This window comes from Pseudomonas sp. IT-P258, from assembly GCF_949767825.1.
GTDB lineage: Bacteria > Pseudomonadota > Gammaproteobacteria > Pseudomonadales > Pseudomonadaceae > Aquipseudomonas > Aquipseudomonas monachiensis.
On record NZ_CATKPU010000065.1, the window covers coordinates 275082 to 297333 of the forward strand.

At 60.4% G+C, this 22252-nt stretch carries 19 protein-coding genes; 8 read left to right on the plus strand and 11 right to left on the minus strand.

Annotated elements, in window-relative coordinates; genetic code table 11:
• Positions 1-125: 125 nt before the first annotated feature.
• Entirely contained in the window at positions 126-869 is a 744-nt protein-coding gene (locus tag ACM6G4_RS21950; RefSeq protein WP_056726127.1) for a phosphatase PAP2 family protein, read from the minus strand.
• A gap of 218 nt (positions 870-1087) precedes the next feature.
• On the opposite strand from ACM6G4_RS21950, the gene colR reads away from it, so the two are divergent.
• The 5 genes from colR to ACM6G4_RS21975 all read left to right on the plus strand — a co-directional run bounded on the left by colR (position 1088) and on the right by ACM6G4_RS21975 (position 4806).
• Positions 1088-1771, plus strand: a complete 684-nt coding sequence (gene colR / locus ACM6G4_RS21955; RefSeq protein WP_007985839.1) for a two-component system response regulator ColR — start codon at positions 1088-1090, stop codon at positions 1769-1771.
• Entirely contained in the window at positions 1761-3035 is a 1275-nt protein-coding gene (locus tag ACM6G4_RS21960) for a sensor histidine kinase (protein WP_414914616.1), read from the plus strand. The genes colR and ACM6G4_RS21960 overlap by 11 nt, the downstream gene beginning before the upstream one ends.
• 154 nt (positions 3036-3189) lie before the next feature.
• The gene (locus tag ACM6G4_RS21965; protein ID WP_056726125.1) at positions 3190-3858 is read left to right on the plus strand and encodes a class I SAM-dependent methyltransferase; all 669 of its coding nucleotides are present in this window, start codon (positions 3190-3192) and stop codon (positions 3856-3858) included.
• 4 nt (positions 3859-3862) lie between these two features.
• On the plus strand, positions 3863-4576 hold the full coding sequence (locus ACM6G4_RS21970) for a lipopolysaccharide kinase InaA family protein (RefSeq protein WP_056726124.1): 714 nt from the start codon (positions 3863-3865) through the stop codon (positions 4574-4576).
• 2 nt (positions 4577-4578) lie between these two features.
• On the plus strand, positions 4579-4806 hold the full coding sequence (locus ACM6G4_RS21975; protein ID WP_015096670.1) for a hypothetical protein: 228 nt from the start codon (positions 4579-4581) through the stop codon (positions 4804-4806).
• Positions 4807-4918: 112 nt separating this feature from the next.
• Here the strand turns inward: ACM6G4_RS21975 and ACM6G4_RS21980 are convergent, their stop codons facing one another.
• The 7 genes from ACM6G4_RS21980 to ACM6G4_RS22010 all read right to left on the minus strand — a co-directional run bounded on the left by ACM6G4_RS21980 (position 4919) and on the right by ACM6G4_RS22010 (position 16713).
• Positions 4919-7945 (minus strand): multidrug efflux RND transporter permease subunit, encoded by a 3027-nt coding sequence (locus tag ACM6G4_RS21980; RefSeq protein ID WP_409078392.1) that lies wholly within the window; start codon positions 7943-7945, stop codon positions 4919-4921.
• Between the two features lie 13 nt (positions 7946-7958).
• Positions 7959-9107, minus strand: coding sequence for an efflux RND transporter periplasmic adaptor subunit (locus tag ACM6G4_RS21985; protein ID WP_223541152.1), 1149 nt, complete (start codon positions 9105-9107; stop codon positions 7959-7961).
• A gap of 201 nt (positions 9108-9308) precedes the next feature.
• Positions 9309-10409 carry a DUF1513 domain-containing protein gene (locus ACM6G4_RS21990; protein ID WP_414914617.1) on the minus strand — a complete coding sequence of 367 codons (1101 nt, stop codon included), beginning with the start codon at positions 10407-10409 and terminating at the stop codon, positions 9309-9311.
• Between the two features lie 14 nt (positions 10410-10423).
• On the minus strand, positions 10424-11488 hold the full coding sequence (locus tag ACM6G4_RS21995) for an imelysin family protein (RefSeq protein ID WP_414914618.1): 1065 nt from the start codon (positions 11486-11488) through the stop codon (positions 10424-10426).
• Positions 11489-11515: 27 nt separating this feature from the next.
• A complete protein-coding gene (locus tag ACM6G4_RS22000; RefSeq protein WP_414914619.1) occupies positions 11516-12943 on the minus strand; it encodes a di-heme oxidoredictase family protein in 1428 nt (475 codons plus the stop codon).
• A 183-nt stretch (positions 12944-13126) separates the two neighbouring features.
• Complete coding sequence (locus tag ACM6G4_RS22005; protein WP_056726119.1) at positions 13127-14476, minus strand: imelysin family protein; 1350 nt, start codon at positions 14474-14476, stop codon at positions 13127-13129.
• A 185-nt stretch (positions 14477-14661) separates the two neighbouring features.
• Positions 14662-16713, minus strand: coding sequence for a putative bifunctional diguanylate cyclase/phosphodiesterase (locus ACM6G4_RS22010; protein ID WP_056726118.1), 2052 nt, complete (start codon positions 16711-16713; stop codon positions 14662-14664).
• Positions 16714-18040: 1327 nt separating this feature from the next.
• Between ACM6G4_RS22010 and ACM6G4_RS22015 the strand changes: the two genes are divergently transcribed.
• Positions 18041-18307 carry a DUF6124 family protein gene (locus tag ACM6G4_RS22015; RefSeq protein WP_414914620.1) on the plus strand — a complete coding sequence of 89 codons (267 nt, stop codon included), beginning with the start codon at positions 18041-18043 and terminating at the stop codon, positions 18305-18307.
• Between the two features lie 129 nt (positions 18308-18436).
• Here ACM6G4_RS22015 and ACM6G4_RS22020 read toward each other — a convergent pair whose 3' ends face one another.
• The 3 genes from ACM6G4_RS22020 to ACM6G4_RS22030 form a co-directional block, all read right to left on the minus strand.
• Positions 18437-19033 carry a superoxide dismutase gene (locus ACM6G4_RS22020; protein ID WP_008022038.1) on the minus strand — a complete coding sequence of 199 codons (597 nt, stop codon included), beginning with the start codon at positions 19031-19033 and terminating at the stop codon, positions 18437-18439.
• Between the two features lie 164 nt (positions 19034-19197).
• Positions 19198-19800: a LysE/ArgO family amino acid transporter gene (locus ACM6G4_RS22025; protein ID WP_056726116.1), complete on the minus strand. Its 603-nt coding sequence runs from the start codon at positions 19798-19800 to the stop codon at positions 19198-19200.
• A 6-nt stretch (positions 19801-19806) separates the two neighbouring features.
• Positions 19807-20208 (minus strand): ACT domain-containing protein, encoded by a 402-nt coding sequence (locus ACM6G4_RS22030; protein ID WP_056726115.1) that lies wholly within the window; start codon positions 20206-20208, stop codon positions 19807-19809.
• 96 nt (positions 20209-20304) lie between these two features.
• On the opposite strand from ACM6G4_RS22030, the gene ACM6G4_RS22035 reads away from it, so the two are divergent.
• On the plus strand, positions 20305-21198 hold the full coding sequence (locus ACM6G4_RS22035; RefSeq protein WP_056726114.1) for a LysR family transcriptional regulator ArgP: 894 nt from the start codon (positions 20305-20307) through the stop codon (positions 21196-21198).
• Positions 21199-21252: 54 nt separating this feature from the next.
• The gene (locus ACM6G4_RS22040) at positions 21253-22245 is read left to right on the plus strand and encodes an NAD-dependent epimerase/dehydratase family protein (protein WP_414914621.1); all 993 of its coding nucleotides are present in this window, start codon (positions 21253-21255) and stop codon (positions 22243-22245) included.
• Positions 22246-22252 lie beyond the last annotated feature (7 nt).

Consider the following 22252-nt stretch of genomic DNA (forward strand, 5'->3'; position numbering starts at 1 on the left):
ACGAAAAAACCCCGCCTGCGAAAGCCGGCGGGGTTTTTTATTGCCCGGATTTCAATGTTCACATCGATCCCACAAGGAACTGCATAAATCCTGTGGGAGCGTGGCTTGCCCGCGATGACGTCAGATCAGGCGCCGACAGGTTCTGCGGTGGTCCCGCGTTCAGCCTTCAACGCCGGTCGGTACAGAACGTAGTAATACGACCCCAAACAGATCAGCCAGCAGAACACCGCCGTCCACACGTTGTGCGAGAAGAAGTGTGCGCCCTGCATCATTCGCCCGATGGAGAACACCGAGCCGAGGGCGAAGGCGAAGACAAACGCTGCGCGAGCCATGCGCGGGCGACGGTCACGCAGTACGAAAAACAGGGCAAACAGGGTGAAGCCGGTGGCCGCATGGCCGCCGGGCCAGCAACGCCCCGGTTTTTCGGTGTGCGGGCGAGGGCTCAACAGTTCGCTGTAGGTCTCGTGACCGCCGAATTGCTCGAGGCTCCATGGGCATTGCACCGCGGTCACCGCTTTCATGGGCGTGACAAACGAAGTCGCCAGGCCCAAGGACAGCACCAGGCAACCCAGTTCCCGCTTGAACGGTTTGAGCCTGGCCATGAAGAACGACGCGATGTAGCCGAAGATGGCAAACACCGAGAAGGCGATGACCAGTTGCTTGGCGCGATCGTGGAGGATGTCCTCGAGAAAGTAACTGTGGCGGCCAATGAATTGCCCGGCTACCGGGTCGTAAAACAGTTTGGCCAGGTCCATGTCCAGACTGGTCAATTCGAGCAATACCAGAATGATCGCTGCTACGGCGGGGACTCCAAGGCACACCCGGAAATTGAGCGGACGAGGGGTAGGGCGGGCAAGGGTCGAAACCATGCTAGTTCCTTGATCAGTGAAATGTTCTCAAATGCGCAGCCGCGCGGAGTTTGAACCCGATTCTGTCGCCAGTGTGTGAATCGCGGGTGAAAAACTTGTTAAGGCTGTAGTCGGTCAATTTCCACGCTTTTGCGCTTCACTCAGTCCTAGCCGTGAGCTGAACTTCGCCTTAAGCTGCGCGGGCCACGACGGCCGTTACTGTGGACGGAGAGATACCCATGCGAATTCTATTGGTTGAAGACAACCGCGATATCCTGGCCAACCTGGCCGATTACCTGGGGCTCAAAGGCTATACCGTGGATTGCGCTCAGGATGGTCTGTCGGGCCTGCATCTGGCGGCCACCGAGCACTACGATTTGATCGTACTCGATATCATGCTGCCCGGCATCGATGGCTACACCCTGTGCAAGCGCCTGCGCGAGGATGCCCGCCGCGAAACACCGGTGATCATGCTCACTGCCCGCGATCAGCTGGATGACCGTCTGCAAGGCTTCAAGTCGGGTGCCGATGACTACCTGATCAAACCGTTCGCCCTGTCGGAACTGGCAGCGCGTATCGAGGCGGTCATGCGCCGAACCCAGGGCGGCGGGCGGCGGACCTTGCAGGTCGGCGACCTGAGCTACGACCTCGACACCCTGGAAGTCACTCGCGAAGGCCGGTTGCTGAAACTCAACCCGGTCGGGCTGAAGTTGCTGGCCGTGTTGATGCAGAAAAGCCCTCATGTGTTGCGTCGTGAAATTCTTGAAGAAGCGCTCTGGGGCGACGACTGCCCGGACAGCGACAGCCTGCGCAGTCATGTCCACCAACTGCGCCAGGTGATCGACAAGCCGTTCGCCAAGCCATTGCTGCAAACCGTGCACGGTGTGGGGTATCGCCTGGCCGAGGGCCGTGATGGAGTTTAAGCAGAGCCTTGCCCAACGCATCATCATTGCCTTTGCGCTGATGAGCGCACTGGTGGCGGGCGCCTTTGCCATGGGCATCGTGGCGACCGTACACCTGGTGGAAGAAAAACTGATTTCGGCCGGTCTGGGTGGCGATTTACAGCGCCTGCTGCTGATGGACAATGTCACGGACTGGAGTCATCGTCCCGAACCGGACCAATTGTTCTACTTCAGCAACGGGCCAGGCGATTTCAGGTTGCCCAAGGATTTGCGGCACCTGGAGCCGGGTTTCCACGAAGTGTTCCGTGAAAACCTGTCGTACCACGCCATGGTCGAAATCGTCGACGGCCGACGTTACGTGCTGTTGCAGGACCAGAGCGACTTCGAAGAGCGTGAACGGGTGCTGTTTGCCGTGGTACTGGTGGGATTCGTGCTAAGCCTGGCACTGGCGGTGTTTCTTGGCTGGGTGCTGGCGCGCAAGGTCATGGCGCCGGTGGTGCGGCTGGCCCGCCAGGTACGCCATCGCGATCAACTGCTGGGTTTGGCTCCTCCCTTGGCTCCGGACTATGCCGCCGACGAAGTGGGCGAACTGGCCGTGGCGTTCGATGCCACCCTCGGGCGCTTGCGTCAGGCCCTGACCCGCGAGCGGCTGTTCACCAGCGACGTCAGCCACGAATTGCGTACGCCCCTGATGATCCTGGCCAGTTCCTGCGAGTTGTTGCTGGAAAACCCGGGGCTCGATCAGCGCGGTCGCGCCCAGGTCGAGCGCATTGCCCGGGCCTGTGAAGAAATGCGTGAGCTGGTGCAAACCTTCCTGATGCTCGCCCGTGCCCAGCGCGAAGACGCCAGCATGTCGCCGCAGCAGTCCCTGGGCCAGGTAGCCGAGGGCCTGGTCGGTCTGTGGCGCGAGCCCATTGAAAGCAAAGGGTTGAAGCTGATCTTCGAACCGGGCAACCCCGAGGCCAATGGCTACAATGCGACGCTCCTGCACGCGGTGATGGGTAACTTGCTGCGCAACGCCTTGCACTATACCGAGCGGGGCTTCATTCGCCTGAGCCTGACGGGCACCGGATTTCTGGTCGAAGACAGCGGTGTGGGCATTCCCGAGGAAAAACGCGAGGCGATGTTCGAACCCTTCGTTCGGGGCACTGAAAAACGCGGGGAAGGCTTGGGCCTGGGGCTTTCACTGGTGCAGCGGATCTGTGAAAACCAGGGTTGGAACGTCAGCCTGACAACCATGGAGCCCAGTGGCTGCCGTTTTCAGGTGGATTTGTCCCGAACTTGATCTGTTAAGTCAGACGTCCAGCAAACCCTGTCATTTCCGTAAAACCCTGTAATACTTCAGGGTTTCCCATAACGATATTTTCACAAATGGATGACCAGTCACTGACACTACAAAATCTAAGGTAGCTGCTATCAGAAGTTCAGGAGACCTGATGATGGACGGCCCGATCAAGCTCGATTTCTCGGAAAAGTACGACGATCAACACGCGCAACGCTATTTGCGCAAACACCAGGAAGGTCTCGGCCGTCGATTGTCCCACTGGCGTGACGAACAACTGGCGCGCAAGGCGCTGGCCCTGGTTGGCGAGCCTGGTCTGGTCCTCGATTTGCCTTGTGGTGCAGGGCGGTTCTGGCCCTTGTTGGCGGAAAAATCCAACCGTGTGATCATCGGCGCCGATAACTCGCAGTCCATGCTCAAGATCGCAACCCAGGCGCAACCTGCCGATGTGGTGAAACGGGTACAACCCTTGCACACATCCGCATTCGACATCGCCTTGCCGGACAACGCCGTCGACAGCATCTTTTGCATGCGCTTGCTCCACCACATCGGTGAAGCCGGGCATCGCATGGCTATTTTGCGTGAATTCGAGCGGGTTTCCCGTGACAGCGTGATCCTTTCGCTGTGGGTCGATGGCAACTTCAAGGCCTGGAAACGCAAGCGTTCGGAGAAAACCCGTGGGCAGGAAGGTTACCAAAACCGGTTTGTGTTACCGGCCGCTACCGTAGAGAAGGAATTTGAGCAGGCGGGTTTCCGGATCCAGGAACAACTGGACTTTTTGCCGCTCTATGCCATGTGGCGAGTTTACGTATTACGCAAGAGGTAACAGGATGGCAGTGCAGTGTGCAGCAGAAACGGAAGTCGTTCCCCAGGACCGCTTCGATCATTTCTGGAATCAGCGCGGTGAATGGGTAGAAGAACCCAATGTCCGTCGCGGCGGGGAAAGCGGTGTTCAACGCCTGATGGGCAGTGATGGTCAACTGCTCTACGTCAAGCGCCAGACCGGGCATATCCATCGTAGCTTGCAGCACCCTTTCGGGCGGCCTACGGTACTGCGCGAGCATGCTGCGCTCATCGGTGTGACCGAGCTTGGCGTACGGGTTCCGGAAATCGTTTTCTGTGGCGCGCAGCGCGATCCCGTACACAAATGGCGTGCCTTGCTGGTCACCAAGTCGCTGGACGGCTTCGTGGAAATTGATCGCTGGTACGCCGGTGGCGGTCGCGAGCGTCATGGTGAAGTTATAAACGAACGAGTGCTCAAGGACCTGGCTGAAAACCTGGCCCGCATGCACAAGGGCCGCTGGCAGCATGGTTGCCTTTACGACAAGCACGTATTCGTTCGTGTGACCGGTGAGGACGAGATGGCCAGGGTCGAAGTTGCCCTGATCGATCTGGAGAAGTGCCGCAAGCGTTTAACGGCCTATCGCGCAGCAGTCCATGACATCAAGCAATTGCGTCGCCATTCGTCGTTCAGCGACGCAGACTGGAAAAAGCTCATCTACTTTTATGAGACGGCGTTTGGCAGCGCTATCAAGGGTTTATAGCGATGAAACTCGAAATTGCACGAGGTTTGTTTCTGGTAGGAGCCTTGGCAGTTGCATCGATCGCGATGGCAACCTGGGAGCAACCACGCCCCCAGGTTCTCAGCTCGATAAGCGCAGAAGAACATTGTCCGTTGCCACGGGTTGCCAAGGCATCCGTGGCCACTCGACCCGATCATGACTTGTTGCTGTTCATGTTCGGACTCTCTCAGGGATTGAGGCCGCAGAGTTGAACCGATTGAAGCCAAAATGAAAGGCCTCGCTGATGCGAGGCCTTTTTTTTATTGCCCTGATTTTCAATACAACAGGAATCAATGTGGGAGCGAGCCTGCAGATACATCTGTTTCAGCGCTTATCGGGTTTGGCCACCAAGGTGTAGACGCAGGGCAACACAAACAGTGTGAACAACGTGCCGATCGACATGCCCGTCGCGATGACCGTGCCGATGTCGAACCGGCTGACCGCGCCAGCACCGCTCGCGATGATCAATGGCACCATGCCGAACACCATCGCCGCGGTGGTCATCAGGACCGGACGCAACCGGATGGCTGCCGCTTCCTCTACCGCTTCGCGCGCTGTCAGGCCCTTGTCCTTGCGTAGCTGGTTGGCGAACTCGACGATCAGGATGCCGTGCTTGCTGATCAGCCCGATCAAGGTCACCAGCCCTACCTGGGTATAGATATTCATGCTCGACCAACCCAGGAACAGCGGAATCAATGCGCCGCAGATAGACAGTGGCACGGTGACCAGGATCACCAGCGGGTCGCGGAAACTTTCGAACTGGGCCGCCAGCACCAGGAAAATGATCGCCAGTGCCAGGGCAAAGGTAACCCACAGGGCGCTGCCCTCCTGTACGTACTGCCTCGATGCGCCAGCGTAGTCGAAGGCAAAACCGGCGGGTGCCTCTTCCCGGGCGATCTGGCGCACCAGGTCGATGGCTTCCCCCATGCTCACCAGTGGTACGCCGGACAGGATGGCCGAGTTGAGTTGCTGGAACTGGTTCAGCTGTCTCGGTCGAGCGCGGTCGCTGACGGTGATCAGGGTCGACAACGCCAACAGTTCACCCTTGGTGTTCTTCACGTAGTAATTGTTCAGCCAGTCCGGATTGTCACGGAACGGCCGCTCGACCTGGGCAATGACCTTGTAGCTGCGACCCTCAATGGTGAATCGGTTGATCTCGCCTTCGCCGAGCAGGGTCGCCAGGGTTCCCCCCAGATCCTGCATGGAAACCCCCATCTGCGCAGCCTTGGCGCGGTCGATATCCACCACCACTTCCGGTTTGTCGAAGGCCAGGTCAACGTGGACAAACGCAAACTTGCCGGACTCCTTCGCGCGTTTTTTTACCCGGTCGACCACTTGCAGCAGCAATTCGTAATCGTTGGAGGAGTTGATGACGAACTGGAACGGCAAGCCTTCGCCGGTGCCCGGCAGTGACGGCAGGTTGAAGCCGAAAATCTGCAGCCCCGGGATCTTTTCCAGTTTGGCCTGCACCTCGGGCAGGATCGCCATTTGCGTGCGACTGCGATCGTCCCATGGCTTGAGCAGGAAACCGCCGATGCCCGATTGCACGCCGCTGAAACCGTTGATCTGGAACGACGAGTAGTACTCGGGAAACGCCTTGAAGATCGAGACGAACTCGTCGGTGTAGGTGTTCAGGTAGTCGAGGTTGGTCGGCTGCGGGGCGTTGGCAATCATGAAAATGATGCCCTGGTCCTCATCCGGTGCCAGTTCCGATTTGGTGAATTTGAGAAGGACCGGAATCAGGCACAACACGATTACGGCAAACACCAGCACCACAGGCCGGGTGTTGAGGGTGCCGTGAAGCAGGCTCTGGTAGCGGCGCTTGAGGCTTTCGAAAATCATGTCCAGGCGATGGGCCAGGCCGCTGGGGTTCTCGTCGTGACGCAGCAGAAACGCACACATCATCGGCGACAGGGTCAGGGCGACGATACCGGAAATCACCACCGCGCCGGCCAGGGTCAGGGCGAACTCCTTGAACAGCGCCCCGGTCAGGCCGGTCAGGAAACCGATCGGTGCATACACCGCCGCCAGGGTGATGGTCATCGATACCACCGGCATGGCGATCTCCCGGGCGCCTTCAACGGCAGCCTCGAGCGGTGTCTTGCCTTCCTCGATGTGACGGTGAATGTTTTCCACCACCACGATGGCGTCATCCACCACCAAACCGATGGCCAATACCATCGCCAGCAGGGTGAGCAGGTTGATCGAGTACCCCATCATCTGCATGAAGAACATCACGCCGATCATCGACAGCGGGATGGTCACCACCGGGATCACCACCGAGCGCAGGGCGCCAAGGAACAGGAACACCACCACGATCACGATCAGTACCGCTTCGAACAGGGTCTTCACCACTTCGTCGATCGAGGCCTGGATGAACAGGGTGGCGTCGTAGGCGATTTCACCTTTCAGGTTCGGCGGTAGCTGGGCCTCCAGGTCCGGCATGATCTTGCGCACTTCCTTGATCACTTCCAGAGGGTTGGCGCCGGGCGTCGCCTTGATGCCGATGTACACCGAAGGGGTGCCACCGAACGAGCTGATGGAGTCGTAGTTTTCCGCACCCATTTCCACGCGCGCCACATCCCGCAGCAGCACACGGCTGTCGCCATCGACCTTGAGTGGAATCGTCCCGAAGGCTTCGGCGGACTTGAGTTCGGTATTGGCATTGATGCTGGTGACCACGTATTCGCCCTTCACCTCGCCGGCGGCCGAGAGGAAGTTGTACTGGCGCACCGCGTTGGTCACATCGCTGGCACTGAGGCCGAAACCCGCCAGCTTCATCGGGTCCAGCCACAGGCGCATGGCAAACACCTGGTTACCGAGGATCTCGGCTTCGGCCATGCCGGGCAAGGTCGCCAGCTTGGGCTGGATCACCCGTGACAGGTAATCGGTAATCTGCGGGTTGCTCAACTCCTTGCTGAAGTAGCTGATGTACATCAGCACTGACGCATCGGCAGACTCTTTACTCAGTACCGGGTCTTCAGCGTCCTGGGGCAGCTGGTTCTTGACCTCGTTGGCCTTGGCCAGCAGTTCGGTAAACAGACGGTCGCTGTTGGCGCCGACGCGCGCGTAGATCGAGATCACCGAGAAGTTCTGGCGACTGACCGAGGTCATGTAGTCGATGCCCTCGGCGCTGGCCAGGCTTTGCTGCATCGGTTGGGTGATGTAGCCCTGGATGGTCTCGGCGTTGGCCCCGGGGTAGGCGGTGGTCACCGTGATCAGGGCGTTTTCCATCTGCGGGTATTGGCGTAGCGGCAGCTTGCTCCAGGCCTGGAAGCCCAGCAGCACGATCAACAGGCTGACCACGGTAGCGAGTACCGGACGGCGGATGAACGGGTCGGTAAAAGCCATGGGAATTCCTTGATCAGTCCGCGCGTCGCGGGCTGTTCTGCCCGGTGAGGGTCTTGTCGTCGCTGATGGCAACGCGTGAGCCGTTATCCAGCTTGAGCTGGCCGGCGGTCACTACTTTCTCGCCGCTCTGCACGCCTTTGGTGATCATCACTTGCCCATCACGGCGTTCGCCGGTCTCGACAAAACGCCGTTCGGCGATCAGCACCGGTTGGCCCTTGTCGTCCTTAACCAGGCTGCCATCCTCTGCCTTCTTGGGCACGGCCACATACACGGAGTTGCCGTAGAGCGTGTAAGTAATTGCGCTTTCTGGCACCACGATGCGCGGCTGCGGGTCGGGCAGGAGTACCTGGAGGTTGGCGAACATGCCTGGCATCAACTTGCCGTCAGGGTTGGCCAGAGTGGCGCGGACCTGCACGTTACGGGTGCTGTTCTCGACTTTAGGGTTGATTGCACTGATGGTGCCGGGGTACTCCAGGGTCGGATACGCCGCGACAATGACCTGCACCGGCTGGCCGAGCGCAATCTTCGGCACCGACTGCTCGGGCACGAAAAAGTCGACATACAGGCTACTGAGGTCTTGCAGGGTGGCGATCATGGTGCCGCTGGCCACATAGTCGCCGACGTCCACCTGACGAATGCCGATGGTGCCGCTGAACGGCGCGATGATGCGTTTTTTCTCGAGCGCCGCCTTGAGCTGATTAACCGTGGCCCTGCTCTTTTTCAGGACCGCCGAGAGTCGGTCGAACTCGCCTTTGGAAATCGCCTGGCTGCCCACCAGCTGGCTGCCACGGTTGTAGTCCAGCTGGGCCAGCCCGAGGTCGGCCAAGGCGGTTTCGAGCAGGGCGCTTTCCACGGCGCTGTCGAGCCGGACGATGGGTTGACCGGCCTTGACCTTCTGCCCTGACTCGAACTGGACATCGATAACGGTGCCATCGGTCTCCAGGCTCAGGTCCACGCCCTGCAATGCCTTGAGCGTGCCGACGGTAGGCAGTCGGGCTTGCCATGGGCGCTCGGCGGCGGTGGCCACGGCAACGCTGATAGCCGGTCTGGGTGCAGAGAAGCCTTGAACCATCGTGTAGATCGAGAAGGCTTTGTACGCAGCCAGGACCAGCACAATCAGTAGAACAACACCCAACATGATCAGCATGCGGCGACGCAGCATATTCCAGTTCCTTGGAGAAAATCAGGCGAGACAGTGGGGCACATTACCGGGAGTGTAGAGGGTAATCCAACTGCCGTTTTTACAGGTTGCGAGGTATTAGAGGGGTGAAAGCCTGAAAAGATTCGTCGCCTCGGGTCGCGCCTGCGGGGTGAACGTCATCCCGATACAGGCGCGGCCCAAGGCGGCGATTTTTTCAATGATTCAGGCCATCAGGTGCAGATGGTTGTCCCAGAGCCCTGTGGGCAGCTCCAGTGGTTTTGCGACGAGGTTTGTCTGGCGGCAGTCGTAGTAGCGGCAGCGCCCCTGGCCCGAGGTCACGACAAAACCATCGGCCACGGCGCCGACCCCGGCGCAATCGGGCAGTGGCGCGTCCAGGCGTACTTCAGCACTGTCCAGGTCCCAGATGAAAAAGCGGTTGCCCCGCGGGGCGGTCAACGCCACCAGGCGCAAGTCGCTGTGTACCGCGACGCTGGCGGTGTAGTGCCCCATGGCCTGCAACTGGTGCTCGGGCACCGGGAACGCGATGAAAGGCTGGCCGGGACGCTTGATCGCCAGCAATTCCGACGACTCGTGGGCCGCGCCCATGAACTGCTGGCTGGCGACGATGGTGCCGTCGCTGGCGACGGCCAGATGGCGCACGCTGTTCATCTGCTGGGCGAGGGTTTCCTTGCTCAGCAGGGCGCCGTCGCGGTGCATCAGGACCAGGCTCGGTTCCATGGCGTTGAGGTTCATCTCCACCCGGCTTTCGGCCTCGGTGCGAATCCCGCCGTTGGCCACCACCAGGGTTTCGCCATCGGGCATCCACGACACCTGGTGCGGACCGAGGCCGTGGGTGGAAATCTCACCGCTGTGCACCAGCCGCTCGCCTTCGAACTTATACACGCCGAGCAGGCCGCGACCCGGATCGGTGGTGTCGTTTTCGGTGGCGTACAGCCAGTCGCCGCTGTGGTGAATGACCGCGTGCCCGTAGAAGTGCCGGTTCGGCTGTGACACCACGGTTTGCAGGAGCGCGCCGTCGCGCAGGTCGACCAGGTAGCTCTCGGTGCCTGGACGGCGAGCGACGAACAGTGCAATCGGCAATGTCGGGTGGTTGATGATGTCGTGGCAACGCTGGCCGACCCGGGTGGCAAACACCTGGGTGCCATCGAGCCGATAACCGACGGCGTAATGCTGGCCGTCGGTATCGTCCCGTGCCGAAAGCAACAGCGGACTCTTGTCCTTTTGCTTGAACAGCTTCCAGCCGCCCAGCGTCACTGCTCCGAGCAGCAAACTACCTAATGTCAGAACCTGGCGTCGCAGCATGGAACCGGCCCTCATCAGTCACCGTCGTTGGCGTTGAAGCCCAGCTGGATGCCCAATGCCTTGGCCAGATCGGCCTCGTGCAGGCGATGGACGACGTTGAGGCTGTCATACAGCTCGTTGAGTTGTTGGCGGCCGGCCTCGTCATTGAGCATGTCGGTCAGCGAGCGCTGGTTGCCGGCAAACAGTTTCAGCGAGGCGGCATAGGCTGCGTCGATCTTGTCGGCCAACGGTTTCTGCTCGCTCGGCAACAGGCCGCGCAGGCCTTTGTTGTCCACACCCTCCCAGACCGTTTTGGCCGCCGCGAGGCTGGCTTCGAGACTGGTCAGGGATGCCTGGCTGCGCCATGCGTCGGCCTGGAACGGTTGCGGCACACCCTTGCTCTGGCGGCCCATCGGCGTGCCGAGCTTTTTCTTCAGGGTGTCGATGGCGGTGACTTGCACGCGCAGCAGATCGGCGATCGCTTCGTGGGAGTCCGCGTAACGCTGGTTCGGGAATTTGCTCATTTGCGCGAGCATGCCGTCGGTGTTGTTCCAGGATTGCAGAATCTCCTCGGCCAATTGCTTCTGGCGTTCGCCGATGGCGATCAGCAGCGGGCAGTATTTGCTCTTCTGCTCGGCGTTGGCCACGTCAGGCTTGCTGTCGAACAGAATGTATTCGTAGGCCGAGAGCCCCTGTACCACAACGCTGGACTTGGCCAGGGCGGCGGCATCGATTTGCGGCTGGGCGGTGATCAGTTGCTCGACCTGACGGCCGACCAGGTTTTTCTTGTCTGGCCAGAACTGCACCTGCCACGAACGGTTGCTTTCGGCCAATGGCCCGATCAGCAGCGGTTGCAACTCGGCCCAGGCTTTTTGCGCATGCAGGAAATCGGCACGGGCGGTTTCCAGGGTTTCCTTGCCTTCGCAGTAGGCGAGGGCGCTGACCGCCAATTGACGGTCGGCTTCAACCCAGCGTGTGTAGGTCGGCAGGATCACCGACTTGGCGATGGCCGCCGACGTGACCGCTTGCGGGTCTTGTGGCGAGCAGGCGCCCAGGGCGAGGGCGGCAAGGCTGGTGAACAACAGTTTGGGACGGAACATGTCGGGCTCCCGCGGGTGGAATGCGTGTTAAAGGGAATTCAGGAATGCCAGCAACGCAGCGCGTTGCTCGGCATTGAAAGACAAAACCTGTTGCTGCGCCGCTGTTGCCTCGCCGCCATGCCAGAGCACGGCTTCGAGCAGGTTGCGGGCGCGGCCGTCGTGCAGGAACTGGGTGTGGCCGCTGACCGTCTGTGTCAGGCCGATGCCCCACAACGGCGGGGTACGCCATTGGCGGCCGCTGGCCTGGAACTCGGTACGGTTGTCGGCCAGGCCGTCGCCCAAGTCATGCAACAGCAGATCGCTGTACGGGCGAATCACTTGATTGGCCAGTTCAGGTTCGGCGGCGTTGGCGGCGGTGGTGTATTTCGGTGTGTGACAGGACTGGCAACCGGCCTGATAGAACAAAGTCTTGCCGGCCAGCACTTCTGGCGCGTTGACGTCGCGGCGCGCCGGTACGGCGAGGTTTCGGCTGTAGAACAGCACCAGGCGCAGGATGTTGTCGCTGACTTCCGGCTCGCCATTGGGGCCGTTGCCATTGGGGGCCTGTTTGCAGGCTGTTTGCGCGTCCGTGCAGTCATCAATGGGTCTGAGGCTGGTCGTGAGCCCCATATCACCGGAAAACGCGTGGACATTCTGCTGATTGAGGTTCGGTTGTCCGGCTTTCCAGCCAAATCTCCCCAGGACGGTCTTCTGCTGGGCATCATCCCAGACCCGGTTCGGTTGTCCGCTGATGCCTTTGTTCGCCTTGGCCTGTGCCTCGGCGTTGGCCAGGATTGCCTCGTCGGGGATCGCTTCGAGCAGGCCCAGGCCAATCATCGGCGGTGCCACGCGGGCCGAGAAGCGGGTGTCGGGGTGCATCGGGCCGTAGCCCAGTTGGGTGATGTTCAGGCTCGGTTTGCGCAACTCGACTTCAGTGCCGTCCTTGAAGCGAACCGGCACGGCGGTGTAATCGACCCGCACTTTGCCTTCGGGGGCCACGCCGGGGACGGACATGTCCTGGAACTGGCCGCCGTAGACGGGCTCCGGCACCACGCCGAGCTGTTCGATGACCCTGGCATACGCCGGGGCGTCGGGAATCGACAGCCGTACCAGCATCGACACGGCGTTCACATCGTCGGGAGTCGGCGGATGGCCGCGGCCGTCCTTGATGTGGCAGCCCTGGCAGGCATTGGTGTTGAACAGTGGACCGAGGCCATCGCGAGCGGTCGTCGTCGACGGGGCGATTACCCAGGGGCTGCGGAAGAAGCTGTTGCCGACACTGAAGTCCACGCGCCGAGACGGCGGCAGATTCGCCGAAGGCATGGAAAACGCGTTCTGATCGGTCTTGCGCACCGTTGCATTGCCGCCGGAGCGGGCTTCACCGGGTTCGGCCTGGGTGAATTTCGGGGCGTCATCGCAGGCACTCAGGCCCAGGGCCAGAAACAGTGCGGACAAGCGAAGAGGCAGCGAGGGCATCAGACATCCTGCAAGACGAGCAAAACAAGGGCGCAAAGTCTAACAGGGGATGGGAATTTGAATAAGAGGAATTATCGTTTGCTTGATGTGGGACAGGTAATTTGGCTTACCCACAATGGACGGTGTAGGGCAGGTATGAAAAAGGCGACCCGAAGGTCGCCTTATTCACTCAGCCAGCATTGATCAGAATTCGTGATCAGCGTTGTCCGGGTTCAGGTCGTTGATGCCCAGTTTGCCAGCGGCGGCTTCGATCGAACCGGTCTGCTTGACCAGGGACGCGATGGCGTCACGGACGATCTGGTTGCCCGCGGTGTTGCCGGCAGCGATCAACTGGTCGTAGTGCTCACCCTTGTTGGCGTGGTCGACCATGACCTGAAGCTTGGCTTCGGTGGCGGCCAGGTCGTCTTTGAGCGCGGTGTCGGCAGCCGGATCGGCCTTGGCCACCAGGGACGACAGGCTGGCGCCGGTCATTTTGGTGCCGTCGACGCGAGTGTATTCACCCAGGTACACGTTACGAATGCCCTTGGCATCGTAGAAGTGCGAGTTGTGGGTGTTGTCGCTGAAGCAATCCTGTTCGTCTTCCGGGGAGTTGGCTTCCAGGGAAACCTTCATGCGCTCGCCCGCCAGTTCACCCAGGGACAGGCTGCCCATGCCGAACAGCATTTTACGCAGGCCGGTTTCAGCCGGTTCCGCTTCCAGGGTGGCGCGGTAGTTGTCGGCCACGTTCGGCTTCCAGTTACCGACCATTTCTTCCAGGTCGCTGACCAGCAACTGAGTCACGGACTTCAGGTAGGCACGACGACGATCGTTGTGACCGCCGGTAGCGCCTTTGCCTTCCAGGTAGTCCGAAGCCGGACGGTTGCCGGCGCCAGGGCCGGTGCCGTTCAGGTCCTGGCCCCAGAGCAGGAATTCGATGGCGTGGTAGCCGGTGGCGACGTTGGCCTCGGAACCGCCCAGCTCGTTCAGGCTGGCGAGTTTTGCCGGGGTGATGTCTTTGACATCGACCTTGTCTTCGCCGATCTGCACTTCAGTGTTGGCGATGATGTTGGCAGTGGCACCCGGGTTGCCCAGAGCGTGTTCGTAGGATTTGTCGACGTAGTCGATCAGGCCTTCGTCCAGCGGCCAGGCGTTCAGTTGACCTTCCCAGTCGTCAACGATGGTGTTGCCGAAGCGGAACACTTCGCTCTGCAGGTAAGGCACGCGAGCGGCAACCCAGGCAGCCTTGGCGGCTTTCAGGGTGTCGGCGTTCGGCTTGGCGAGGAAAGCGTCTACGGCGGTTTGCAGGGTCTTCGCGGTGGATTCGGCATCGCTGTAAACGGCGAAAACGATGTCGGCGTAATGGGCGACAACGGCCTTGGCGGCAGCTTCGTCGACTTTACCGGCAGCAGCAGGCGCAGCGGCTGGAGCAGCCGGGGCAGCCGCAGTGCTGGCAGCTGGCGCGGCAGCTTTTTCTTGGTCTTTACCTTCGCCGCAACCGGCGAGGGAAATAGCGATGGCCAACAGACTGGCGGTAGCCAGAGGCATACGAATCATGGCGAACATCCTGCTTCGATAGGGGTGGAGTCGTGCTATGCACACGCAAAACTGCGACATAATGCAAATCTTTCGCATTATCTGTAAAGGGTTGTACCTGTAAATATTTCTTATTCAGCGGGTGGTTTGCTGCAAATCAAAGGATCGCCCGAGCGAGCGAGGGTCGCCGTGCGGTTTTTGACGATTCAGAGGATGGCCGCATTACTGCGTTGGGCCTGCTTGAGGTAAACGCCCAGTTCCCGTGCCGGCAAAGGCTTGCTGTAGTGATAGCCCTGACCTTCGTGGCAGCCTTCGGAAATGATATAGGCCTCTTGCTCGGCGGTTTCCACGCCTTCGGCAATCACCTGCATGCCCAGGCTCTTGCCCAACTGGATGATGGCGCGAACGATGGTCGCATCGTCGTCGTCATCGAGCAGGTCCTGGACGAAGCTCTTGTCGATCTTGATCTTGTCCAGAGGCAGGCTCTTGAGATAGCTCAAGGACGAATAGCCGGTTCCGAAGTCGTCGATGGCGATCAGCGCGCCGGAGCGGCGCAGGCTGAGCAAGTGCTGGGCCGCGGTGCTGATGTCTTCCATCAGGCCGGTTTCGGTGACTTCCAGTTCCAGGCTGCGCGGTGGCAGGCGGTACATCTGCAGCAGGTTGTTGACCACCCGTGGCAGTTCGGCGTGGTGCAATTGAACCGTAGACAGGTTCACCGCCATGCGCAGGTCGGAGAAGCCCTGGTCATGCCACTCTCGCAGTTGTTTGCAGGCCTGGTCCAGCACCCATTCGCCGATGGCAATGATGGTGCCGTTCTGTTCGGCCAGTGGGATGAACAGATCCGGCGGCACCAGACCGTGCTCGGGATGTTGCCAGCGAATCAGGGCTTCGACGCCCACCACGCGGTTGTCGCGGTAGCTGATCTGCGGCTGGTAGACGAGGTAGAACTGATTGCGGATCAACGCATCGCGCAGGTCTTTTTCCAGCTCGCGGCGACGACGCATTTCGGTGTCGACGCTGGCGATATAGAACTGATAGCGGTTGCGCGAACGGGTCTTGGCCAGCGTCATGGTCTGCTCGGCCTTTTGCAGCAGTTTCTCGGTGCTGTCACCGTCCTCGGGGAACAGGGTGATGCCGATGGTGGCGCGCAGGCGGATTTCCTGATGGTCGAGGGCAAACGCCGCTTCCAGGTCATCGAGAATGCTTTGCGCCAGCTCGGCGGCTTCGTAGGGCTGCTCGATGTCGGCCTGGACCAGGGCGAACTGGTCGCCACCGAGGCGGGCGAGGGCGCCCAGGCGACCACTATGACCGCGCAGGCGATCGGCCAGGGCCAGCAGCAATTGGTCGCCTGTCTGGTAGCTGAATTGCTCGTTGATGCCCTTGAAGTCATCGAGGCCGACACACAACACGGCGACCCGGCGTTGCAATTTGCCGGCGTCGACGAGGATCTTGTCCAGTTGCTGCTGCAATTGCTGACGGTTCGGCAGCCCCGTCAGGAAATCGTACTGGGACATGCGCACCAGGCTGTTTTCCGCTTCGTGGCGCAGATGGGTATTGCGTTCGATGGACTCGAGCAACTGGTTGGCGGTGTTGATCCAGATGCCCAGTTCGTTGTTCTCGTGCCCCTTGAGCTGCGGAATCTTGTGTTCGCTGGGACGATCCGGATTGATTTCCGTGAGGTGCTCGATGATCCGCGACAGCGGCTTGGTCAGCAGCCAGTGGTAGACCAGGTACAACACCAACCCCATGGCGAGTGCGCGCAGGACGCCGGAGATGAATATGATCACCGAGCTGACAATGAACCCTTGGCCGTAGTTGGCGGTATCGAGGGTGATGCTCAGGTCGCCGTAATACTCGCTGTAGGGCCCGCGGCCGACCAGTTGGGTGGTGAAGGTGCGTTCCTTGCCAAGAATCAGGTCGGTGAGCCAGCGACTGTTGGAGTGCTGCAATTCGCGGGTTTTTTGCGCGAGCATGGCTTCGTTGGGATGACCGATGGAGGCCTTGCGCACGGCTTCGTCCTGAAACAGGCCTTCGATCACCTGCATGCCCATTTCCCGGTCCAGGCTGTAGACGGCCTGGGTCGAGGGATCGCGAAACATGTCGAGGATCCGTTCGGCATCGCTGGCGACGGCCTGGCGTGTTTTATAGGCATCGAACACAATTTGCGCGCAGCTCAAGACCACGCCGACGATCAATGCCGACAGGAGCACGACCCGGAGCAACTTCACCGACAAGCTGTTCTTGAGTTCCAGCTTCAAAGGGTTATTCCTTGTTCCGTGCGGGTAGCATCAAGTTGCCATGAGTATTGGCAATCCCGTGATGGCAGTCAAAGGGACAATCATCCTTGGGGGATTTTGCCTGCAGCTTGGCCGATTTGCAGTTGTACTGGCGAGTTAGCCTATTAGCACTGTGTCGGTTGTCGAGTCCTTCAACTTGAGGGGCGGGGGGAGATATTTTCCTTTTGTTGATGTTAGTCGTCCGCGGCGGGGGAGCAAGGGCCGGAAGACTTGTTTCATCGTCGGAAAACGCCATGGATTCTGTAGGTTGTTTTGGAGTTTTAACGGAGCGGGGGCATATCCATTTCTTCGGTAACGGCGGCTTATGGTTTCGCCCTTACGGCGAGTCCCTTTTGGCAAACGCCCCAAAAGGAACCAAAAGGTCTCGCCCCTTACGTACGGCCCCTCGCTGAGGCTCGGGGTTCCTTCGCTCCGGCATTCATCCGGGGGCATCGCCCTCCGGTTGGCTTCGCTGGCACCTACATGCGATGTGTTCGACTGCGTCGAACGGCGCTGCGCGCCAATCCCCGGATAAACACCTCCGCTCAGCCTGCCGATGGGGGCGGGTGGATCAAGAGCTGCAGGCGAGCTAACGCTCGGCCTGTTGAGTGGTGAAAAGCGTGGTGTACGCCGACCTGCCTTTGCTTTTCTGTGGGAGCGAGCTTGCTCGCGATGGCGGCCTGACAGCCGACCTGGTTTTTGCAGATGTCCCCCGATCCCTGTGGGAGCTGGCTTGCCTGCGATGGCGGCCTGCCAGCCGACCAATTTCTTGCAGATGTCCCCGATCCTTGTGGGAGCTGGCTTGCCTGCGATGGCGGCCTGACAGCCGACCAATTTCTTGCAGATGTCCCCGATCCCTGTGGGAGCTGGCTTGCCTGCGATGGTGGCCTGACAGCCGACCAATCTCCCACGCCTCTAAGCTGATCGTTCCCACGCTTCCCGCGTGGGAACGCTGCCAGTGACGCTCCGCGTTACGTTTTTGCGGGTTAACGCGGTGTAGGAAAGCGCCAGAAGTTTCCCACGCAGTTTTCAGGTTGCCCGTCGGAAGCGGGCTGAATAGCCTTTGGCTGTCGCTGAAAACTCAGCGATCGGGTGTGAGAACCCGGCTACTTATGGTCATCCAGAACCTGTGCACGCATAATCGCCGCCAGCTAGTCCGCTGTCTGTAAATGCGTCATGGCGGCTGTGTGCGGGCAGACTTAGGTCTGGCCCGGGTGTCCATACCGGTTTCTCACCTCGCACATAGCTGCCACCTCTTCACCGCGTGAGAAACGGCAAGTGGTGGCCCCAGCGCTAGAGGAATGGTTTTATGGACAAATTAATCCCCGATCCCCCCTACAACACCACCAAACCCTACACCCCCAACACCATGTTCATGATCGTCCCGGACATGGATACCGAATCCCTGCTGGCCCACGCTTGTGAGTCATTGGCTTCGGCCAACGTCATGGCGAGTGATTTCGCCACCTTCCTGACCGGCCCTCAGCGCAACACGGCGTTGGCCATTGCGCAGATCATCATGCTGGCGGAACTGGCGGTGAATCGTGCGTTGGATAACGTCGATTCGCAGGGATAGGTATTCAGTCAGGTTGACCGCGTCATCGTTCATCGCGAGCCTGCTCGCGAAGGGGCCCTGCCGAACGCTGAAAATCCCGGGCAATAAAAAACCCGGCTAAAAAGCCGGGTTTTTTGACTGGCGTCGAGCTTAAGCGGTGAAGGTTTTGCCTTCGAACTGCTCGGCCACGAACTTCCAGTTGACCAGGTTCCAGAACGCTTCGACGTACTTCGGACGCAGGTTGCGGTAGTCGATGTAGTAAGCGTGTTCCCAGACGTCGCAGGTCAGCAGCGGGGTGTCGCCGTTGGTCAGCGGGTTGCCGGCGCCGATGGTGCTGGCCAGGGCCAGGGAACCGTCAGCCTTCTTCACCAGCCAGCCCCAACCGGAACCGAAGGTGCCGATGGAAGTCTTGCTGAACTCTTCCTTGAACTTGTCGAACGAACCGAAGGCCGCGTTGATGGCTTCAGCCAGAGCGCCGGTTGGTTGACCGCCAGCGTTTGGCGCCAGGCAGTTCCAGTAGAAAGTGTGGTTCCAGACCTGAGCGGCGTTGTTGAAGATACCGCCCGAGGAAGTCTTGACGATTTCTTCCAGGGTCTTGCCTTCGAACTCGGTGCCTGGCACCAGGTTGTTCAGGTTCACGACGTAGGTGTTGTGGTGCTTGTCGTGGTGGAACTCCAGGGTTTCCTTGGAGATGTGCGGCTGCAGGGCATCGTGTGCGTACGGCAGTGGCGGCAATTCGAAAGCCATGATGATTCTCCTAGTCAGGTCAGTTGCGGTGAGCGCAAGGCCGATCACGGGCGGCCAGACAAGCGCCGGGGAGTTTGTACTCTTTGCGGCGCAGGGAGTCGGATCATAGCACCGGGGGGGCGGCATAACCACGCAACAACTGTGTGGAATAGAGGTTCCGCCGATCAGATGGCCGCGATCAGTTGCAGCGCTACGGCAAACATCATCACCGCCACCAACAGATCGAGAATTCGCCAGGTGCTGGGCCGGGCGAGCCACGGTGCCAGCCATGCCGCGCCGAGGGCCAGGGTGAAAAACCACAATAGCGAGGCACTGGCCGCGCCTACGACATAAGCGCCGGGCTCGGTTTGTTGGGCGCCCAGGGAGCCGATCAGCAAAACGGTATCCAGATAGACGTGCGGGTTGAGCAAGGTCACCGCCAGCGCGCTGAGCATCACCGCCCGCAGCGAGCGTACGGTCTGGCCTTCGCCCTGCTCAAGGCTCTGCTTCGAGAAGGCCCGGCGCAGCGCCTGGCTGCCATACCACAACAGGAATGCTGCACCGCCCCAGCGGGCGATGGCCAACAGCGTCGGGTTCTGCGCCAGTACGGTCGCCAGGCCGAATACCCCGGCGGCCACCAACAGGGCGTCGCAGGCCACGCAGAGCGCCGCCACCGGCAGGTGATGTTCACGTCGCAGGCTTTGCGCCAGGACAAACGCATTCTGGGTGCCGATCGCCATGATCAGGCCGAAGGCCACGAGCAGCCCGTTCACATAACTTTGCCACATGATTTTTTACTCCGCGTTGGCTGCCAGATCCCGCAGCACTTGCAGGGCGCGGTCGGCGTCGGCATGGCCGACAAACAAATGGTCGTGGTAGTAGCCGGCAATCACGTTGCAACTGATTCCGGCCTTGCCCAGTGCCGTGGCGAACGCGGCGGTCAGGCCGACCGCTTCGAGGGCCGAATGTACGTTCAAGGTGATCCAGGCTGCGATGTAGTCGAAGCTGAATCCGGCTTTTACGGCGTGGGAACGTTCGAGAATCACGGTCAGGCCTTCCTGTTCACGGAAGCTGCCGACAATCTCCAGATCCCTGGGCAACTTGCCGTCTCGCAGGGTGCAGAACACGTATTCGCCGGCGTTGAGTTGCGGGCTCATGCTGCGCAGCAGCGTTGCCAATGATGTTTCGCCAGCCATATGGGTGATCCTTGCTCAAGAGTTCTTGCTGGTCATTGTCCTTGTGAAAGCTGTATAAGAAAAACCAATCTTGCTGATCGCTCATTAGGAAAACTGATGTTCGACTATAAATTGCTTTCTGCCTTGGCCGCTGTGGTCGAACAGGCCGGTTTTGAGCGGGCGGCCCAGGTGCTGGGATTGTCGCAATCGGCGATTTCCCAGCGCATCAAGCTGCTGGAGGCGCGGGTTGGCCAACCGGTGCTGGTGCGGGCCACACCGCCAACGCCGACGGAAATCGGCCGGCGGTTGCTCAACCATGTGCAGCAGGTGCGTTTGCTTGAACGGGATCTGCAAAGCCTGGTGCCGGCGCTGGATGAAGAGGGCCTGCCGGAACGCCTGCGGATCGCCCTGAACGCCGACAGCCTGGCCACTTGGTGGGCGCAGGCGGTGGGCGAGTTTTGCGCCGAGCAACATCTGTTGATGGATCTGGTGGTCGAAGACCAGACCGTCGGCCTCAAGCGCATGCGTGCCGGTGAAGTGGCAGCCTGCGTCTGCGCCAGTGAGCGTCCGGTGGCAGGTGCGCGCAGCGTGTTGCTGGGGGCCATGCGTTACCGTGCGCTGGCCAGCCCCGCCTTCATTGCCCGGCATTTTCCGCAGGGGGTACGCGCCGATCAGTTGGCCCGAACCCCGGCGCTGGTATTTGGCCCGGACGATTTCCTGCAGCATCGCTACCTTGCGTCCCTCGGTGTCGAGGGTGGATTCGAACACCATTTGTGCCCGTCCTCCGAAGGTTTCATTCGTCTGACGGAAGCCGGGCTGGGCTGGGGGCTGGTTCCGGAACTGCAGGTGCGCGAGCAACTTGAAAGGGGGGTATTGCAGGAGCTGCTGCCAGATAAGCCGATCGATGTGCCGCTGTACTGGCATCATTGGCGTAATGGCGGCCAGTTGCTGGGGCTGCTCACCGATCAATTGGTCAGCGCATCGAAGCAATGGCTGGTGCCGTTGGACTGACGCGCAGCGTCAAGACCTCACGTAATACGCAAAACGAAATATTCGGAGCAATTCATGAAGATTCTGGTTACCGGCGCAAGCGGCTTCATCGGCGGGCGCTTTGCGCGTTTTGCCCTGGAGCAGGGCCTGGACGTGCGGGTCAACGGTCGCCGGGCCGAGAGCGTGGAGCATCTGGTACGCCGGGGAGCGGAGTTCATCCCGGGTGACTTGAGCGACCCGGAACTGGCGCGCGAGCTGTGTTCGGACGTCGAGGCCGTGGTGCATTGCGCCGGCGCTGTTGGATTGTGGGGCCGTTATCAGGACTTCCATCAGGGCAACGTCCAGGTCACCGAGAACGTGGTCGAAGCTTGCCTGAAGCAGCGAGTTCGGCGGCTGGTGCATTTGTCGTCGCCGTCGATCTACTTCGATGGTCGCGATCACCTGGGCCTGACCGAAGAACAGGTGCCCAAGCGCTTCAAACACCCTTACGCCGCCACCAAGTACCTGGCCGAGCAAAAAGTCTTCGGTGCCCAGGAGTTCGGTCTCGAAACCCTGGCCCTGCGCCCGCGTTTCGTCACGGGGGCCGGCGACATGAGCATCTTCCCGCGCCTGTTGAACATGCAGCGCAAGGGACGCCTGGCAATCATCGGCAACGGTCTGAACAAAGTTGACTTCACCAGCGTGCAAAACCTCAACGAGGCGTTGCTCAGCAGTTTGCTGGCTAGTGGTTCTGCGCTGGGCAAGGCCTACAACATCAGCAACGGCACGCCGATCCCCCTGTGGGACGTGGTCAATTACGTCATGCGCAACATGGAAGTCCCACAGGTCACCCGTTACCGTTCCTACGGCCTGGCCTACAGCGTGGCGGCGCTCAACGAGGGTGTGTGCAAGTTGTGGCCGGGGCGTCCCGAACCGACGCTGTCGCGTCTGGGCATGCAGGTCATGAACAAAAATTTCACCCTGGACATCAGCCGCGCCCGGCATTATCTGGATTACGATCCCAAGGTCAGCCTCTGGACGGCGCTCGATGAATTCTGTGGCTGGTGGAAGGCCCAGGCTGTTCGCTGACCCTCGA

Coding starts and splice junctions, on each gene's coding strand:
- ACM6G4_RS21950 (WP_056726127.1), bottom strand. CDS start 869: ATGGTTTCGACCCTTGCCCGCCCTACCCCTCGTCCGCTCAATTTCCGG.
- colR (WP_007985839.1), top strand. CDS start 1,088: ATGCGAATTCTATTGGTTGAAGACAACCGCGATATCCTGGCCAACCTG.
- ACM6G4_RS21960 (WP_414914616.1), top strand. CDS start 1,761: ATGGAGTTTAAGCAGAGCCTTGCCCAACGCATCATCATTGCCTTTGCG.
- ACM6G4_RS21965 (WP_056726125.1), top strand. CDS start 3,190: ATGGACGGCCCGATCAAGCTCGATTTCTCGGAAAAGTACGACGATCAA.
- ACM6G4_RS21970 (WP_056726124.1), top strand. CDS start 3,863: ATGGCAGTGCAGTGTGCAGCAGAAACGGAAGTCGTTCCCCAGGACCGC.
- ACM6G4_RS21975 (WP_015096670.1), top strand. CDS start 4,579: ATGAAACTCGAAATTGCACGAGGTTTGTTTCTGGTAGGAGCCTTGGCA.
- ACM6G4_RS21980 (WP_409078392.1), bottom strand. CDS start 7,945: ATGGCTTTTACCGACCCGTTCATCCGCCGTCCGGTACTCGCTACCGTG.
- ACM6G4_RS21985 (WP_223541152.1), bottom strand. CDS start 9,107: ATGCTGCGTCGCCGCATGCTGATCATGTTGGGTGTTGTTCTACTGATT.
- ACM6G4_RS21990 (WP_414914617.1), bottom strand. CDS start 10,409: ATGCTGCGACGCCAGGTTCTGACATTAGGTAGTTTGCTGCTCGGAGCA.
- ACM6G4_RS21995 (WP_414914618.1), bottom strand. CDS start 11,488: ATGTTCCGTCCCAAACTGTTGTTCACCAGCCTTGCCGCCCTCGCCCTG.
- ACM6G4_RS22000 (WP_414914619.1), bottom strand. CDS start 12,943: ATGCCCTCGCTGCCTCTTCGCTTGTCCGCACTGTTTCTGGCCCTGGGC.
- ACM6G4_RS22005 (WP_056726119.1), bottom strand. CDS start 14,476: ATGATTCGTATGCCTCTGGCTACCGCCAGTCTGTTGGCCATCGCTATT.
- ACM6G4_RS22015 (WP_414914620.1), top strand. CDS start 18,041: ATGGACAAATTAATCCCCGATCCCCCCTACAACACCACCAAACCCTAC.
- ACM6G4_RS22020 (WP_008022038.1), bottom strand. CDS start 19,033: ATGGCTTTCGAATTGCCGCCACTGCCGTACGCACACGATGCCCTGCAG.
- ACM6G4_RS22025 (WP_056726116.1), bottom strand. CDS start 19,800: ATGTGGCAAAGTTATGTGAACGGGCTGCTCGTGGCCTTCGGCCTGATC.
- ACM6G4_RS22030 (WP_056726115.1), bottom strand. CDS start 20,208: ATGGCTGGCGAAACATCATTGGCAACGCTGCTGCGCAGCATGAGCCCG.
- ACM6G4_RS22035 (WP_056726114.1), top strand. CDS start 20,305: ATGTTCGACTATAAATTGCTTTCTGCCTTGGCCGCTGTGGTCGAACAG.
- ACM6G4_RS22040 (WP_414914621.1), top strand. CDS start 21,253: ATGAAGATTCTGGTTACCGGCGCAAGCGGCTTCATCGGCGGGCGCTTT.